15 protein-coding genes are annotated in these 14589 nt (G+C 58.1%); all 15 read right to left on the bottom strand.

The window, feature by feature from the left end; genetic code table 11:
* Positions 1-45: 45 nt before the first annotated feature.
* The 15 genes from ACZ5K9_RS11850 to ACZ5K9_RS11780 all read right to left on the bottom strand — a co-directional run bounded on the left by ACZ5K9_RS11850 (position 46) and on the right by ACZ5K9_RS11780 (position 14485).
* Positions 46-921, bottom strand: coding sequence for an NADH-ubiquinone oxidoreductase-F iron-sulfur binding region domain-containing protein (locus ACZ5K9_RS11850; protein ID WP_464271542.1), 876 nt, complete (start codon positions 919-921; stop codon positions 46-48).
* A 42-nt stretch (positions 922-963) separates the two neighbouring features.
* Complete coding sequence (locus ACZ5K9_RS11845) at positions 964-2385, bottom strand: NADH-quinone oxidoreductase subunit N (protein WP_464271541.1); 1422 nt, start codon at positions 2383-2385, stop codon at positions 964-966.
* Between the two features lie 22 nt (positions 2386-2407).
* Entirely contained in the window at positions 2408-3883 is a 1476-nt protein-coding gene (locus ACZ5K9_RS11840; RefSeq protein WP_464271540.1) for a complex I subunit 4 family protein, read from the bottom strand.
* Between the two features lie 71 nt (positions 3884-3954).
* Positions 3955-5904, bottom strand: a complete 1950-nt coding sequence (locus tag ACZ5K9_RS11835) for an NADH-quinone oxidoreductase subunit 5 family protein (protein WP_464271539.1) — start codon at positions 5902-5904, stop codon at positions 3955-3957.
* A 69-nt stretch (positions 5905-5973) separates the two neighbouring features.
* Positions 5974-6282, bottom strand: coding sequence for an NADH-quinone oxidoreductase subunit NuoK (nuoK, locus tag ACZ5K9_RS11830; RefSeq protein WP_464271538.1), 309 nt, complete (start codon positions 6280-6282; stop codon positions 5974-5976).
* A complete protein-coding gene (locus ACZ5K9_RS11825) occupies positions 6279-6806 on the bottom strand; it encodes an NADH-quinone oxidoreductase subunit J family protein (RefSeq protein WP_464271537.1) in 528 nt (175 codons plus the stop codon). The genes nuoK and ACZ5K9_RS11825 overlap by 4 nt, the downstream gene beginning before the upstream one ends.
* Positions 6803-7243: a NuoI/complex I 23 kDa subunit family protein gene (locus tag ACZ5K9_RS11820; RefSeq protein WP_464271536.1), complete on the bottom strand. Its 441-nt coding sequence runs from the start codon at positions 7241-7243 to the stop codon at positions 6803-6805. Before ACZ5K9_RS11820 ends, ACZ5K9_RS11825 begins: the two co-directional genes overlap by 4 nt.
* A gap of 59 nt (positions 7244-7302) precedes the next feature.
* Positions 7303-8289, bottom strand: coding sequence for an NADH-quinone oxidoreductase subunit NuoH (gene nuoH / locus ACZ5K9_RS11815; protein WP_464273970.1), 987 nt, complete (start codon positions 8287-8289; stop codon positions 7303-7305).
* Positions 8290-8371: 82 nt separating this feature from the next.
* The gene (locus ACZ5K9_RS11810; protein WP_464271535.1) at positions 8372-9493 is read right to left on the bottom strand and encodes an NADH-quinone oxidoreductase subunit D; all 1122 of its coding nucleotides are present in this window, start codon (positions 9491-9493) and stop codon (positions 8372-8374) included.
* Positions 9486-9959, bottom strand: a complete 474-nt coding sequence (locus tag ACZ5K9_RS11805) for an NADH-quinone oxidoreductase subunit C (RefSeq protein ID WP_464271534.1) — start codon at positions 9957-9959, stop codon at positions 9486-9488. Before ACZ5K9_RS11805 ends, ACZ5K9_RS11810 begins: the two co-directional genes overlap by 8 nt.
* A 2-nt stretch (positions 9960-9961) precedes the next feature.
* Complete coding sequence (locus ACZ5K9_RS11800; protein WP_464271533.1) at positions 9962-10477, bottom strand: NADH-quinone oxidoreductase subunit B; 516 nt, start codon at positions 10475-10477, stop codon at positions 9962-9964.
* Positions 10450-10839, bottom strand: a complete 390-nt coding sequence (locus ACZ5K9_RS11795) for an NADH-quinone oxidoreductase subunit A (protein ID WP_464271532.1) — start codon at positions 10837-10839, stop codon at positions 10450-10452. The genes ACZ5K9_RS11800 and ACZ5K9_RS11795 overlap by 28 nt, the downstream gene beginning before the upstream one ends.
* A gap of 12 nt (positions 10840-10851) precedes the next feature.
* Positions 10852-12705, bottom strand: coding sequence for an NADH-ubiquinone oxidoreductase-F iron-sulfur binding region domain-containing protein (locus tag ACZ5K9_RS11790; RefSeq protein WP_464271531.1), 1854 nt, complete (start codon positions 12703-12705; stop codon positions 10852-10854).
* 10 nt (positions 12706-12715) lie between these two features.
* Positions 12716-13186: an NADH-quinone oxidoreductase subunit NuoE family protein gene (locus ACZ5K9_RS11785; protein ID WP_464271530.1), complete on the bottom strand. Its 471-nt coding sequence runs from the start codon at positions 13184-13186 to the stop codon at positions 12716-12718.
* A gap of 174 nt (positions 13187-13360) precedes the next feature.
* Positions 13361-14485 carry an ATP-binding response regulator gene (locus ACZ5K9_RS11780; protein WP_464271529.1) on the bottom strand — a complete coding sequence of 375 codons (1125 nt, stop codon included), beginning with the start codon at positions 14483-14485 and terminating at the stop codon, positions 13361-13363.
* Between the last annotated feature and the right edge of the window lie 104 nt (positions 14486-14589).

Here is a 14589-nt window from a genome sequence, read left to right as displayed (position 1 = left end):
CTTTCCTTTCGTTTCCCGAAACCGCGCTGGTTGTGTGAGATTGTGCTACTTCGCTTTTTTCTTCTTGGGTGCCATGCGCTCGCGGAAGGCCTTCTTCTTCTGGATTTCCACCAGCGCTTGGCACACCCCGGCGCGGCATTCCTTCTTCTCGATGTGTTCCAGGAACTCGTCCCTGAAATACGTGATGGCGCTCAGTACCGGCTTGGTGCTGGCCATGGCGAATCGGCAGTGCGGGGCGTAGATCATGGTCTCACACAAAAGCCCCAACTGCTCCAGATCGTCCATGGTCCCGTGACCGCTCACGATCCTTTCCAGGCTCTCCTCCATCCGCTTAATGCCCAATCGACACGGAACGCACTTGCCGCAGGACAGTCCCTCCTCAAAATCCAGGAAGTACTTCGCCACCTCCACCATGCAGACCGTGTCATCGATGGCGGCCAAAAGCCCGCTGAAACGATCGTAAAGGATGTCCTGGCGATAGGAGCGGTCTGGACTTATGGACAAATACGGGAAAAGGAGCCGGCCTTTGATCAGGGTTTCACGGACGACCTCTTCGGCGGCTGCCGGCGGCACCCGCAGATAGAAAAAGCCCTTTTGAGGAAACCCGAGGAACGGTCCATGCTCGCACCGTCCGGGGCAGCCCGTTTTGGCGTTCCCAAGCGGGATGTTCAAACCATGTTCCTTTAAAGCCTTCTCCAGGGCCTCCCGTAGCGCTGCCGCATCGCAGGAGCACCCTTCTCGGGGGGCGCACACCGTCACGCACGCCTTATGCGACCCTGGATCGCAGAAGACGTTCCCTTTCAGACTTGGTGACAGACCTTTCTCCTCCGGTGCAGGCACCACACGCTTCACCGCGACACGTAACCCGGTCTGGACCTTTTCTCGGATATCCTGCTTAAGATCCTTTAGCCGTTCCAGCATTGTCCTATCCTTATTCCTTTCCCAGGGGCCACGGCGGCACCGCTAGGGCAGCACCGCAACGGTGGCTTCCGCAAGAGCCACAAAACGATCCGGGAAAATGCCCACATAGACCATGGCGATCACCAAAGCGGCACTCATCACCCGCGTCCACGCATCCACGCGCACCGGAGGGTATTCGCGAACGGGTTCCAAGAGGTATGCCGCCTTGATGACGATGAGATAGTAGTACAGCGATATTGTAGCGTTGATCATCCCGATGATGACCAAAAGCAGATATCCCTTCTCCAAAGCCGCCGCGAACACCAGGAATTTCCCCGTGAAGCCCAACGTCGGGGGAATCCCGGCCAGACCGAAGAGGGCCAACATCAGGGTCATGGCCAGCATGGGCGATCTTTTGTGCAATCCCGCCAGTTCTTTAATCTGCAGGTTGTGGCCGTCAGGCGCCACTTTGATGATCACCATGAAGCACGCAAAGTTCATCACCAAATACGCCAGGGCATAGTACACCGCACTGGAATACCCCCGCTGGGTCATGCACAAAATCCCGATGAGCATGTAGCCCGCATGCGCAATACTGGAATAGGCGAGGAGACGCTTGATGTCCTTCTGAACGATGGCCACGAGATTGCCGAAAGTCATGGAGAGCACCGAAAGGACCACAAGGATCTGGACCAGCATCTCCGACTGACCCGTGCTCATCCCGACAAAGCGAATGACCATGGCGGCCGCGGCCATCTTGGACGCCGTGGCAATGTATGTGGTCACTTGATTGGCCGCACCCTGGTACACATCAGGCGCCCAGATATGGAACGGGAAAAGGGCCTGCTTGAAGAAGAAACCGCCCAAGGCCAGCACCAACCCCACCAAGGCCGCCGGCTGATGGAACACCTGGGGGAGCCGCTGGATGATGTCGGCCACGTAGGTGGAGTGAGTCACGCCGAAGAGGTAGCTCATGCCAAAGATCATCATCGCCGACGCCGTGGCCCCGACCATGAAGTACTTGATCCCGCTCTCCACGTACTCATCCGCGCGATGGCGCATGGGAACCAGAAGGTAAAGGGAGTAAGAGGACAACTCCAACGCGATGTAAATGGTCAGCAATTCCACCGCGCTCACCAGCATCATCATGGCCAAGGTGCACACGGCAAGCAGGAAATAGAACTCCCCGTGCTTTCTCGGCTCGATTCCATACAATTCGCTGCACACCAAAACGACGAAGAACATGCCCAATGCCAGGAAGACCTTGAAGACCTGGCTGAACAGATCCACCCTGTAGGAGTCGAAGAACAGGAATCCTTCCATCCGGGCGCACGCCACGGTCACCGCCAGCCCGATGCCCGCCAGAGTCAGCGCCCAGCGGTACAAACGCCGCGGGTCGGCCTTCTTCTCTAAAGAACAGAGGAAGAATACGGCCGCCACGGCCACATAGTACAGTTCGGGGGTAAACAGGGTCCATTTCATCATGACCAAATCATCCCTCGTCTCGCTACAGGCTGTTCACGAAAGGAACCACGGCACTTTGGATCACGTCCAGAATGAGCCTCGGGAACAAACCAAAGAAGATCAGAATGCCCACCAAGATGATGCGCGGCGACGCCAGAAACAACGGCACGTCGGGGATATGTTCCCACTTGGGATTCTTGTCCCCGTAGAACGTCTTCTGAACGACCCGCAACATGAAGAGGGCACTCACCACCAACCCCGAAACCGCCAGAATGCCCCTGACCGGATACGTCTTCACTGCGGAGATGAAAACCAGCAATTCCGCCCAGAAGCTGCTCATGCACGGGACCCCGATGCCGCAAAACGCTGCGAGGATGAAAAATGCCGACGCCTTGGGCATGGTCTTGGACAGACCCCCCAGCTCGGGAATCATCTTGGTGTGGGTCTTGTCGTAAATGTAGCCGACGGCGGAGAAGAAGAGGGCCGTCATGATCCCGTGGGAAAACATTTGAAAGACGGCGCCGTTGATCCCGTCTACGGTGAGGGTCGCGAGTCCGAGTCCGACAATGCCCATGTGGGACACACTGGAATAGCCGATGACGTATTTGAGATCCGTTTGCGCCAACCCGACGAAGGCGCCGTAGACAATCCCGATGGTGGCCAACAGGGCCATAAGGTCCGCCCAGTAAACCAAACCCTCCGGACACAAGGTCATGCCCACACGCAGGATGCCGTAGGCTCCCAGTTTCATGAGCACTCCCGCGTGGATCATGCTCACGGCCGTCGGTGCCGCCACATGGCCCACCGGCGACCATGTATGGAACGGCCACACACCTGCAAGGATGCCGAAGCCGAGATAGAGCATCACAAAAGCGATCCGCTGCACCTGGACGTCGAAGCCCAGCCGCTGCAATTCAAAAAGATCGAACGTTGTCCCGCCGGCCACAGCCCACAAGTAGAGAATGCCCGGGAGAATCAAAGCGCTGCCCGCCAAGAGATAGAGCGTGAGCTTCATGGCCCCGTATTCTTTTCGTGTGCTGCCCCAGATGGCGATAAGCGGGTACATGGGGAACAACGAGACGTCGTACCAGACGAAGATGAAAAACAAGTCCATGCTCATAAAGACGCCGTAGACCCCCGCAACCAGCAGGTAGGTCAAGGCGAAGTATTCTTTGACGCGCTTTTCCAGTTCCCACATGGTCAGCACACCGGTAAACAGGACTACGGCCGTGAGCAGGACCATGGGAACGTTCATGCCGTCGGCCGCAAGGAAGTAGTAGATCCCGAGACTTTTCACCCACAGGACCCGCTCCACGAACTGCAGCCCACCCTTCTGCGGGTCGAAGGCCACGTAGAGATACAGACTGAGCGCCAACCCTACGGCGGCAAACCCTAAACTCACCCGCTTGACCAGCTCCGGTCGGTCATCGGGAATAAAAAGAATGACCAACAGAGCCACCAGCGTGGAGAAGAGGATCGCCGACAGAATCGGAAACTGCGCAAATTCCATTGCTGTCATAAGCCTGCCCACTCGCGTCTAAACGTTCGCTTCGTTTCGTTCGTCTCCCCAGCCTTGGGGACTCCGCGCTGCTACAAGGCAAACACCAGGACCAGGACCCCCACGGCCGCCACCATGAGCACCAAGTTGTATTGGAGCATCCCGGACTGGAGGAAACTGACCGCGCGGCCGCCGCCTACCGTAAAGCGACAGATTCCGTCGATGCCGCCGTCGATGACACGCCGATCATTGCGCGTGAAGATATTGGTGAAACCGCAATAGACCAAAAGATCCAAGGCCTTGCGGTAGAAATGGTCCATATACCAGCGGTTGGCGAACAGGGTTTCCACCGCGGGAAATTTGCGCAGGAAGCCTTCCTGGGAGGCCTTCTTCCAGCCGAACTCCAAGTAGGCGAAGAACACACCGCCCAGCGCAAGACTCACGGCCGTGATCAGCAGCAGATAATGCCCGAGACCATGCTCCCCGTGCCCGCCGGCCTCGTGACCCTGCAAGACCGCTTCGTGCCCCAAAAGGTAGCCTTGAATCTCCGTCTGGAAGAATCCCAGCACCAGGGTGACGACGGCCAAGATCATCACCGGCCACGCCATGGCCCAGAACACGTGCCCATGATGCCCGCCGCCATGGTCATCCCCATGCCCATGGCCATGCCCGTGGCTCTCGTCGTGGGCATGGACCGTTTCGACCGTCTGTCTGGGAAACAGGATGAAGAAAATCAACCGGAAGCTGTAATAAGCCGTCATCAGCGCCCCCAAGAGCCCTGCACCCAAGTACAGTTTATTGGGATACGCGGCCAACACGCCAAGGATCGCTTCTTTGCTGAAAAACCCGGAGAAGGGGAAGATCCCCGCCAAAGCCAAGGCGCCGACAGTCATACAGACCATGGGGATGGTCAGCTTGCGTCCCCCGCCACGGCCGATCTCGCGCATGTCGTTGGTATGATACTCATGGATGAAAATGCCAGAACACAGAAACAGTAAGGCTTTAAATCCCGCGTGGGTGGTGAGGTGGAATACACCGGCGAAGTATCCTCCCGCAGCCAGGCTCATGACCATGAACCCGAGCTGGCTCACGGTTGAGTAAGCCCAGACCTGTTTGATGTCATACGTGGCAAAGGCCATCGTCGAAGCCAGGAGCATGGTGATGGTTCCGATGATCAAGGCCACGGCCATGGCGTCCGGAGAGGCCGCAAAGAAGGGAAAGATGCGGCTCATGAGATACACGCCGGCCGCGACCATGGTCGCCGAATGCAGCAAGGCGCTCACTGGGGTCGGACCCTCCATGGCGTCCGGCAACCAGGTGAGGAGCGGAAACTGCGCACTTTTGCCCACCACCCCGCAGAAGATCAGAAGAGCCCCCAGCGTCACCACCCTTGGATGAATATCCCCCGCCTGCGCCGCGGCGTTCATGCTCTGGATCCCAAGATCCCCAAATCCCAACAGGACGGTGATGATGCCGAGAAAGAAGCCGATATCCCCCAGGCGAGTCATGACAAAGGCTTTCTTGCCGGCCTGGGAGGCGCTCCATTTTTCGTAGTAGTAGCCGATGAGAAGGTAGGAGGCCAGGCCGACCAATTCCCAGAAAATGTACAGTTGCAGCATTCCCGGGGCGATGACCATGGTCATCATGGCCCAGGCAAAGAGAGACTGAAACGCATAATACCGACTGAAGCCGGGATCCCCGTGCATGTAGCCAATGGAGTACACCTGGACCAAGAAACTGATCACCGCCACAATGGTCAGCATGAGCAGGCTCAGACGGTCCAGGAGAAACCCGAAGGGAATGATCATGTCGCTGGAGATGATCCAGGCCCACTGGTATTCCACGGCAGCCGGCGCATGCCGCAGGCTCATGAGCAGATACAGGGCCGAGCCCAAGCACACCGTAATGGCCCCCACCGAAATGCCGCAGGAAACCCTTGGATGCCGGCGGGTGAAGATCAGGATCACCGCCATGGACAAGAACGGCAAGGTGGCGCAGGCCAAGGCTGCGGTCAGAACAGGATCGTGCGGTAGCCACATCATGGACATCGTCCTTCACACGCTGAAGTTATACGGATCACAAAGCCACACCCAACCGTGAGAAACGGGCTTTCAGCCGCGCAGCCGCTGCGCTCGTTCGATATTGATGGAGCGCAACCGCCGAAAGAGCGCCAAGATGATGCTCAACCCGATGGCCGCTTCCGCCGCCGCAATCCCCATGACAAACAAGGCTATGATCTGCCCCACCGCCGGTTCGGGCGCCAGGAAACGGTTGAAGGCCATAAAGTTGAGGTTTGCACCGTTGAGCATCAGTTCGATGGAGATGAGCATTCCGATGAGGTTGCGACGCATGAGCACCCCGAAAAGCCCTAGGCTGAAGAGCGCCGCCGCGACGATCAAATAGACGCTGAGTGAGTTCACGAAGACAACCTCCGGCTGAATCCTGTGGTCACAATGGCGCCGATGATGGCCACCAGCAGCACCAGGGAGATGACTTCAAAAACCAACGCATAGCGCGTGAGGAGCAAATGGCCGATGGTCGTGATGGTCCAGTCCGTCCCCCGTTCGGCCGCCGGCTTCCACGCCGTCTTCCAGCTCACGGCCACGATCCCGGCAAAAAAGAGCGCCGCGGCTCCAATACCGGCCGCGAGCTTCGGCATGCGCCTTTTGGGGACTTCCAAATGCAGCGGGCGTGAGAGCATGATGGCGAAAACGATGGCGATACAGATGGCCCCCACATAGATGAGAAGCTGCATCAAGGCGAGGAAGAAACTTCCAAGATAGAGGAAAAGGGCGGCCACACCGGTCAGGCACAGAATGAGCCCGAGCACGTTATAGACAATGTTTCTCGGAAAAACCGCCAGAGCGGCCCCGCCGAAAACGATGCCCACCACCACCCAAAAGGCTCCGTGGGCCAGACTGTCGATGACAAAATTCCCGCTCATGACCGGCTTTCCTCCATCCTTGCGACCAAGTCCACCACGCCGTCCCATCGGGAATCGCCTGCGAGCTCGTATTCGGTGCTGAATTTCAAGGTCTGCGTCGGGCAGCTTTCCACGCACAACCCACACAGACTGCAGCGCGTATAATCGATGACGTAATGGGTGGCCACTTTCCCGCTTCGGGCGTGGGTCTTCACCCCCTGGACCTTGATCACCCCCGACGGACAGACGCGCTGGCAGGTCCCGCACGCAATGCAGCCGTGGGTGCCTGTTTCAGGAAACACCTTGAATTCGATGTGTCCGCGGTACGCCGGGGACATCTCCAGGTGCTTTCGAGGGTATTGCACGGTGACCACCGGCTTGAACAAAGCCCGGCCCGTGACTTTCATTCCTTCAATGAGGCTCCAGCCTCCCAGCACGATGTCTTTCCAGTATCCCATAGCCGCCCTTTAACTCCGTTTAGCCCTGCGCCTTCATCCCGGAATCCAACGCAATCCCGTCACACCAGCTTCAGCACCAGTGCCGTGACGACCAAATTGAGCATGCTCAGGGGAATGAGCACCTTCCATGAAAAATTCATGAGCTGATCGAAGCGCACCCGGGGGAATGTCCAGCGGAACCACATGAGGACAAACAACAGGAAGTAGGTTTTTGCCAAGAACCACACAACCCCGGGGATTTTAAAACTAAATCCGAAGGGCCCGTGCCAGCCCCCGAAGAAAAGGCTCGTGGCGACCGCGCACACGATGAACATATTGGTGTATTCGGCGAGGAAAAAGAGCCCGAAACGCATGCCGCTGTATTCGGTGTGGAACCCCGCCACCAATTCCGATTCCGCCTCAGGGATGTCGAAGGGTGCCCGGTTCGTTTCGGCTGTGGCGCAAATGAAGTAGATGAGCGCCGCAACGGGCTGCAGGAACACAAACCACACCCGTTGCTGGGCCATGACGAGCTCACTGAACCGGAAAGAGTTCACCATGAGCACCACGCTCATGACGGACAGCAGCAATGGGATTTCGTAGGCCACGGCTTGGGCGACGGATCGAATCGCCCCCAGGAGGGCGTACTTGTTGTTGGATGCCCACCCGCCCACCAGGATCGCCAAGACGCTGAACGTGGAAAAGGCGAAGATCAGCAAAAGCCCGACGTTCATGTCACGGATGATGAGGTCCGGGCCAAAGGGCAAAACGAGAAACGCCACCAAGACCGGCATGAAAACGAGCACCGGAGCGATGACAAACAGCTTGCGGTCAGCCCGCTCGGGAGTGATGAGCTCTTTGCCCACCAGCTTGATGCCGTCCACGATGGTCTGGAGCAACCCGTGTGGGCCCACTTCCATGGGGCCCAGCCGGACTTGGATATGACCGGCCACTTTCCTTTCCAGCCACACCAGAAAGAGGGCGTTCAGCTGGCTGAAGATGAGGACAATGACCAGACCGACGATGAGTCTGAGCCAGTAGGCACCCGATGTTGCGGCGGCTTCCATCATGACGGGACGATCTCCTTACTGAAAGGTGGCACAGGCCGTCGATCCCAAGGCCGAAGGCTTCGACACGCCTCGAACCGATTCAGCGGTCGATTTCGGGGACGACGATGTCGATACTGCCTAAAATGGCAATGGCATCGGCGACGAGCGTCTCTTGCAAGACCTCGGTCAGACAATGAAGGTTGCCAAAACTGGGAACCCGCACGTGGACGCGGTACGGATAAGGGCTGCCGTCGCTGACCAGATAATACGCTGTCTGCCCTCGGGCACTTTCGAATGCAAAGTACACGTCCCCTCGGCGCGGTTTCACTTTGAGTCGCACGCGTTCCTGCCGGTACGGGCCGTCCGGGAGCTGGTCCAAGGCCTGTTCGATAATCCGACAGCTCTGTTCCATCTCTTCCAGGCGCACGCGATAGCGGTCCAACGCGTCCCCTTTGGTCCCCGTTGGAATCTCGAAATCGAACCTGTCATAGACTTCGTAGGGTTCCACCTTGCGCATATCAAAGGGGACCCCCGCCGCCCTAAGGTTGGGCCCGGTGACCCCGAACCGGCGCGCCAGATCTTTGTCGATGATTCCCACATCCCGCACCCGGTGAATGAAAATGATGTTCTTGGTCACCAGGTTGTGATAGTCGGGCCAGCGACTGCGGAGCCTTTTGAGGAAAGCCCGCGTCTGCTCGACGAACACTTCATCCACATCCCGACTCACACCGCCGAACCTGCAGTAGCTATAGGTCAGCCGGGAACCGCTCACCCGGTCCAAAATGTCCAGAATGTTTTCGCGGTCGTCGAAACAGTAAAGAAACGGCGTGAAAGCCCCCAAGTCCATAAGGAACGTGCCAAACCACAGCAGATGGCTGGAGATGCGGTTCAGCTCGGCGCAGATCACCCGGATGTATTTGGCCCGTTCCGGCGGTTCGATGCCCGTGAGCTTTTCCACGGCGAGACAAAACCCGTGATTGTAGATCAGGCCGGAGAGGTAATCCATACGGCTGGCGTTGGGCATGAACTGAAGATAGGTCCGGTTTTCGCCCATCTTTTCATGTCCTCGATGCCCGTAGCCGATGATGGGATCCGCTTTCAGGATATATTCCCCGTCCAGGGTAAGGAGCACGCGCAACACCCCGTGGGTGCTCGGGTGCTGGGGCCCCAGGTTTAAACTGTAGAGCTGCTGCTGGACCGGTTGAGGGAATTGTTCAGCCATAAACCTCTTCCCGTGTGCGGTAAGCGTGAACGGTGCCGAAGTTCTTTCGAAGCGGATAAAAATCGGCGTCTTCCGGAAGCAGGAGCCTCCTGAGATCCGGATGTCCGGCAAACCGGACCCCAAAAAACTCCCACGCTTCCCGTTCCTGCCAGAGTGCCGACGCAAAAACCCCCGTCACCGAAGGCACCTCCCCATCATGCGGGCACAGAATGCGCACCGCCATGCGGGCCTGCGGCTCGTAGGTATTCATGTGGTACACCAGTTCCAACGTGTCCTGAAAATCCAAGACTGTCAGGGATTCCAGGTAAAACCCGGTGTCGTTGAAAACCTCCATGACCGCGATGAGGGAGTCCGTGGGGCATGCCACGGTCCACGACACCCCGCTGCGAAAGTCGGGATCCGCTGTCACGGCCCCGTCACCGAGGAGCTCCCGGATGCGCCGCACCGCTTCGTCTCTTGCCGCCATGATCAACCTACCCTTTCCAAACGTTGAAAACGGCGCAACACGTTGCGCTTCTCGCCCTTGGTGATCTTGTCTTCCAGGGCCAAAATCCCTTGGATCAGGCCTTCGGGCCGTGGAGGACACCCGGGAATGTGGATATCCACGGGCACAATGAGGTCCGCTCCCGGCACAATGGCGTACTGACCGTCGTATTCAAAAGGCCCTCCGGAAATGGCGCAGTTGCCCATGGCGATGCACCACTTGGGGTTGGGCATCTGGTCCCACAGCATCTGAATGGCCGGGGCCATTTTTTTTGAAATCGTTCCAGCCACGATCATCACGTCCGATTGCCGCGGGGACGGCCGAAACACCCCGGCGCCGAACCGATCCAAGTCAAATCTCGATGCCCCTGCCGCCATCATTTCGATGGCGCAACAGGCCAGCCCAAAGGTCATGGGCCAGAGGGAATTGGCCCGTGCCAGATTGAGAAGGTCGTCCAGCAGGGCGAACTGGATTACGGGCGCTGTTCTTTGGTTTTCCACTCAAACACTCCTTTTCGCCACGCATAGACAATCGCCAGAGACAAAATGGCCAAAAACAGAAACACTTCCACAAAATCTCGAAATGCGTATTGGCCGTAGGCCAGGGTCACCGGGAAGAGGTAGAGCACATCCACGTCGAAGGCCAAGAAGATGAGAGCGTAAATATAGTAGGCGGCCGTGAACTGAATCCAGGCACTGCCGATGGTTTCCATTCCGCTTTCGTACGTTTCATCCCGCCGCCGTCCCGTGCTCCGCGGCACAATGAGATGCGAGAGGATAATGGGGATGACCGCGAACACCACACCGAGCAGAAGATAGAAGGCGATGGCGAGGAAATCTCCAAGCAGGACTTGCGGCTGCATAGAACGTCCCTCTTATTCGATGTAGATGGCTTTAAACTTACAGGACTCGATACAGATCCCGCACCGGACGCACACCTCCTCGTCAATGACGTGACATTCCTTGTTCACGCCGATGATGGCATTTTCCGGGCAGCGTCGTCGGCACACCCCACAACCGGTGCACTTGTCCACATCGATCACATATTGAATCAGGGGCTTGCAGATCTTGGCCGGGCATTTTTTGTCATAAACGTGGGCTTCATATTCGTCCCGGAAATACTGCAGCGTGCTCAATACAGGATTGGGCGCGCTTTTGCCCAGGCCGCACAGAGCCGTTTCTTCAATGGCATGGCACAGCTCTTCCAACTTTGTGAGATGCTCCGGCGTGCCCCGCCCTTCGCACATATCCACCACGAGCTCGTGCATGCGTTTGACGCCCACCCGGCACGGGATACACTTGCCGCACGATTCTTCCACGAGGAAGTTCAAGAAATAGCGGGCGACATCCACCATGCAGGTCACCTCGTCCATGACGATCATGCCGCCCGAGCCCATCATGGAGCCTGCTTCCTTCAGCCGCTCAAAGTCCACGGGAAGGTCGATGAGCCGTTCCGGCACGCACCCTCCCGACGGCCCCCCTGTCTGCACCGCTTTAAATTTGCGGCCACCCGGGATCCCGCCCCCAATATCCTCGATGATGGTGCGCAAGGGCGTGCCCATGGCCACTTCCACAAGACCCGTATTGTTGATCTTGCCCACCAGAGAGAAAATCTTGGTGCCCTTGCTGCGCTCGGTGCCGATGGAGGCATACCAGGCCCCGCCGTTGTTGATGATGAGCGGCACGTTGGCCCAGGTTTCCACATTATTGAGGTTGCTCGGACGGTTCCACAGGCCCTTTTCCACCGTGTGGATGTGCTTGCCGCGAGGCTCGCCGATCTTTCCTTCCAGTGAGGCCATGAGCGCCGTGGATTCGCCGCAGATGAAAGCCCCGGCCCCCCTGTTCACGTGGATGTCCAGACTGAAATCCGTCCCTAAAATCTTATCGCCCAGCAGGCCGTATTCCTTGGCCTGATGGATGGCCCAGATGGCGTTTTCCACCGCCATGGGGTATTCAAACCGAACGTAGATGTAGCCTTCCGTGGCGCCGATGGCGTAACCCCCGATAATCATGCCTTCCAAGACCTGATGGGGATTGCCTTCCAAAAGAGACCGGTCGATGTAGGCGCCGGGATCCCCTTCGTCGGCATTGCACATAACGTATTTGATATCCCCGTGAGCCCGCCGGCAGGATTCCCACTTGACGCCCGTGGGGAAACCACCCCCGCCGCGGCCGCGTAGGCCTGAGATTTTCACTTCCTCAATGACCTGTTCAGGGGTCATGGAGGAGAGCGCCTTCGCCAGGGCGGAATACCCGCCGCGGGAGATATAGTCTTCAATATCACGCACGAAGTTGCTTCCAGTGTCTTTGAAGACGATCCGCTGCTGTCTGGCGAAAAACGGGATTTCGTATTCGTGGACGATCCGGTTTCCCGTGATGGGATCCACGTACAGGAGATCCTCGACGACCTCAGCGCCGACCACACTGCGCTCCACAATCTCGGGCACCCGTTCCGGTTTCACCTTCTGGTAAAAAACCTCTTCGGGCTCAATGACCACGATGGGACCGGCCGCGCAAAATCCATTGCACCCCGTGGGCACCACCATGTATTCGCGCGTCAGCCCTTTCTCGGCCAACACCTGCTCAAAGGCGTCCACAAGCCGCTGGCTCCCCTGCGAGTGACACCCGGTGCCGTTGCAGACGCGGATCCGCTTGCGGATGTGTTTGCGCTTTTCGATGATCTGCTGCCGCAACGCGTCCAGATCTTGTATGCTCGTGAGCCGCTTCATGGTTTTCCACCTACGCGTTCTTGGCCTTGATCTCTTTGACCAGCGCCGCCATCTTGTTCGGAGTCACCTCACTGTAGGTTTCCCCACTGACCACCACCACCGGTGCCGACGCGCACGCCCCCACGCAGTTGACCGTCTCCAAAGTCAAGGCCAGATCTTCCGTGGTCTGACCCGGCTCCAGCCCCAAATCCTGCCGCATGCGGTCGAGGAGTTTTGGCGCTCCCTTGACGTGACAGGCCGTCCCGGTGCACACGTGCACCATGGTGCGGCCGCGCGGCGTTAAACTGAAGACTTTGAAGAAGTTGGCCACGCTGTAAATTTGGCTGATGGGCATGCGCAAGCGCTCGGAGATTCGTAACAGGCTCTCCTTCGGCAGATAGTTGAATTTGTGGTTCACATCCAACATGATCTGAAGGAGAGATTCCGGCTTGGCGCCCCATTGGTCAATGACCGCATCCACATCCTGAAGAATCTGTTCCATAGAAAGGAACCTCCACACTTCATCCGTCGGGGCCGATCCATGGGGGAGTCGAGGACAACTTCCAAGGGTGACACGTGATTTTTTGCACAACGTATCCCTGAAGGTCAAGGAAAAAATTGTGCATTCACAAGCCCTGTCCCGCACCTCCGCACCCGATCCCCGGCACCATCCAACTCATGACTTGTCCTCGAGACTTGGGTTTTCCCCACGGGCCACATGCAAAGAAAAGGTAAACACGGACCCTTTCCCCTTTTCACTGGCCACGGTCAACGTTGCTCCGTGAGCCCGCAACACCTTTTGGGCGATGGCCAAACCCAAGCCCGTCCCCTGCTGGGCACGAATCTCTCGATCCTTTCCCCGATAAAACTGGTCAAAAATGAAGGGGATCTCTTTGGCATCAATCCCTACCCCTGTATCTTCCACAGACACAACGACACAAGGCCCCTCGTGTCGCGCCCGAATGGCCACCTGGCCACCTTCGCGGTTATATTTGATGGCGTTGGCCACCAAATTGCTCAGGGCTTCTCGCAAAGTATCCGGATCCGCTTGGACGGACGGGACATCCCTAGGCAGGTCCACCTCGATGGTGACCTTTTTCTCCTTCGCCGCCCATTCCAACCCCTTCAGGGCCGCGTCCACACAGGCGGCCAGGGTCGTGGGCTGGAGCCGCTTGACAATGTCGCCTTCGCTCAAGCGGCTCATGTCGAGCCAGTCGTTGATGAGCTGCATCAAAGATTCGAGACGCTCTTTGGCCCGACCCAGCATTTCCTGCTGCGCTTCGCTCAAATCCCCGCCGATACCTCCCAGCAGCACCTCAAAGTATTGGAGAATGGCCGCCAGAGGCGAACGCAATTGGTGGGTGACCATGGTCACGAAATTGCGCTCCATGGCCTCCTTTTCCTCGCGCAGGGCTCTTGACTCGAGGTCCAGCCGCCGCTTCTCCAAGCCGCGACGCACCACAATAAGCAACTCTTCGGGCGTGAAGGGTTTGGGGAGGTAGTCGTAGGCCCCTTCCTTCATGGCGGCCACGGCGCTTTCGATGGTGGCATAGCCGGTGATCAGCACGGAGACGATACTGGGATCAAAGTCCCGAATGCGCCGCACCACTTCCACCCCGTCCATCTCCGGCATCTTGAGGTCCACCAGGACAAGGTCGCACGGATCACACATGAGCTTCTCCAACCCCTCCCGGCCACTGGACGCCAGAGTCACCTGCATGCCTTCCCGAGCCAACACGCGTCGGCACGCCACCCGAGCGATTTCTTCGTCATCGATGACCAAGATTTTTGGAGCATCCACGGGAGAACCCCTTTGCCGATGGGGTGCCATCGGCTCCCAAAGAAGCCGGCCTCTCCGAACGAACGGGGAGCGATCGGCCGACACTGGCCATGGGCACAGCCTCC

This window comes from Desulfosoma profundi, from assembly GCF_055387865.1.
Note: the sequence above shows the minus strand (reverse complement) of the source record. Positions and strands in the feature narration are given on the sequence as shown.

Coding starts and splice junctions, on each gene's coding strand:
- ACZ5K9_RS11850 (WP_464271542.1), bottom strand. CDS start 921: ATGCTGGAACGGCTAAAGGATCTTAAGCAGGATATCCGAGAAAAGGTC.
- ACZ5K9_RS11845 (WP_464271541.1), bottom strand. CDS start 2,385: ATGATGAAATGGACCCTGTTTACCCCCGAACTGTACTATGTGGCCGTG.
- ACZ5K9_RS11840 (WP_464271540.1), bottom strand. CDS start 3,883: ATGACAGCAATGGAATTTGCGCAGTTTCCGATTCTGTCGGCGATCCTC.
- ACZ5K9_RS11835 (WP_464271539.1), bottom strand. CDS start 5,904: ATGATGTGGCTACCGCACGATCCTGTTCTGACCGCAGCCTTGGCCTGC.
- ACZ5K9_RS11825 (WP_464271537.1), bottom strand. CDS start 6,806: ATGAGCGGGAATTTTGTCATCGACAGTCTGGCCCACGGAGCCTTTTGG.
- ACZ5K9_RS11820 (WP_464271536.1), bottom strand. CDS start 7,243: ATGGGATACTGGAAAGACATCGTGCTGGGAGGCTGGAGCCTCATTGAA.
- nuoH (WP_464273970.1), bottom strand. CDS start 8,289: ATGGAAGCCGCCGCAACATCGGGTGCCTACTGGCTCAGACTCATCGTC.
- ACZ5K9_RS11810 (WP_464271535.1), bottom strand. CDS start 9,493: ATGGCTGAACAATTCCCTCAACCGGTCCAGCAGCAGCTCTACAGTTTA.
- ACZ5K9_RS11805 (WP_464271534.1), bottom strand. CDS start 9,959: ATGGCGGCAAGAGACGAAGCGGTGCGGCGCATCCGGGAGCTCCTCGGT.
- ACZ5K9_RS11795 (WP_464271532.1), bottom strand. CDS start 10,839: ATGCAGCCGCAAGTCCTGCTTGGAGATTTCCTCGCCATCGCCTTCTAT.
- ACZ5K9_RS11790 (WP_464271531.1), bottom strand. CDS start 12,705: ATGAAGCGGCTCACGAGCATACAAGATCTGGACGCGTTGCGGCAGCAG.
- ACZ5K9_RS11785 (WP_464271530.1), bottom strand. CDS start 13,186: ATGGAACAGATTCTTCAGGATGTGGATGCGGTCATTGACCAATGGGGC.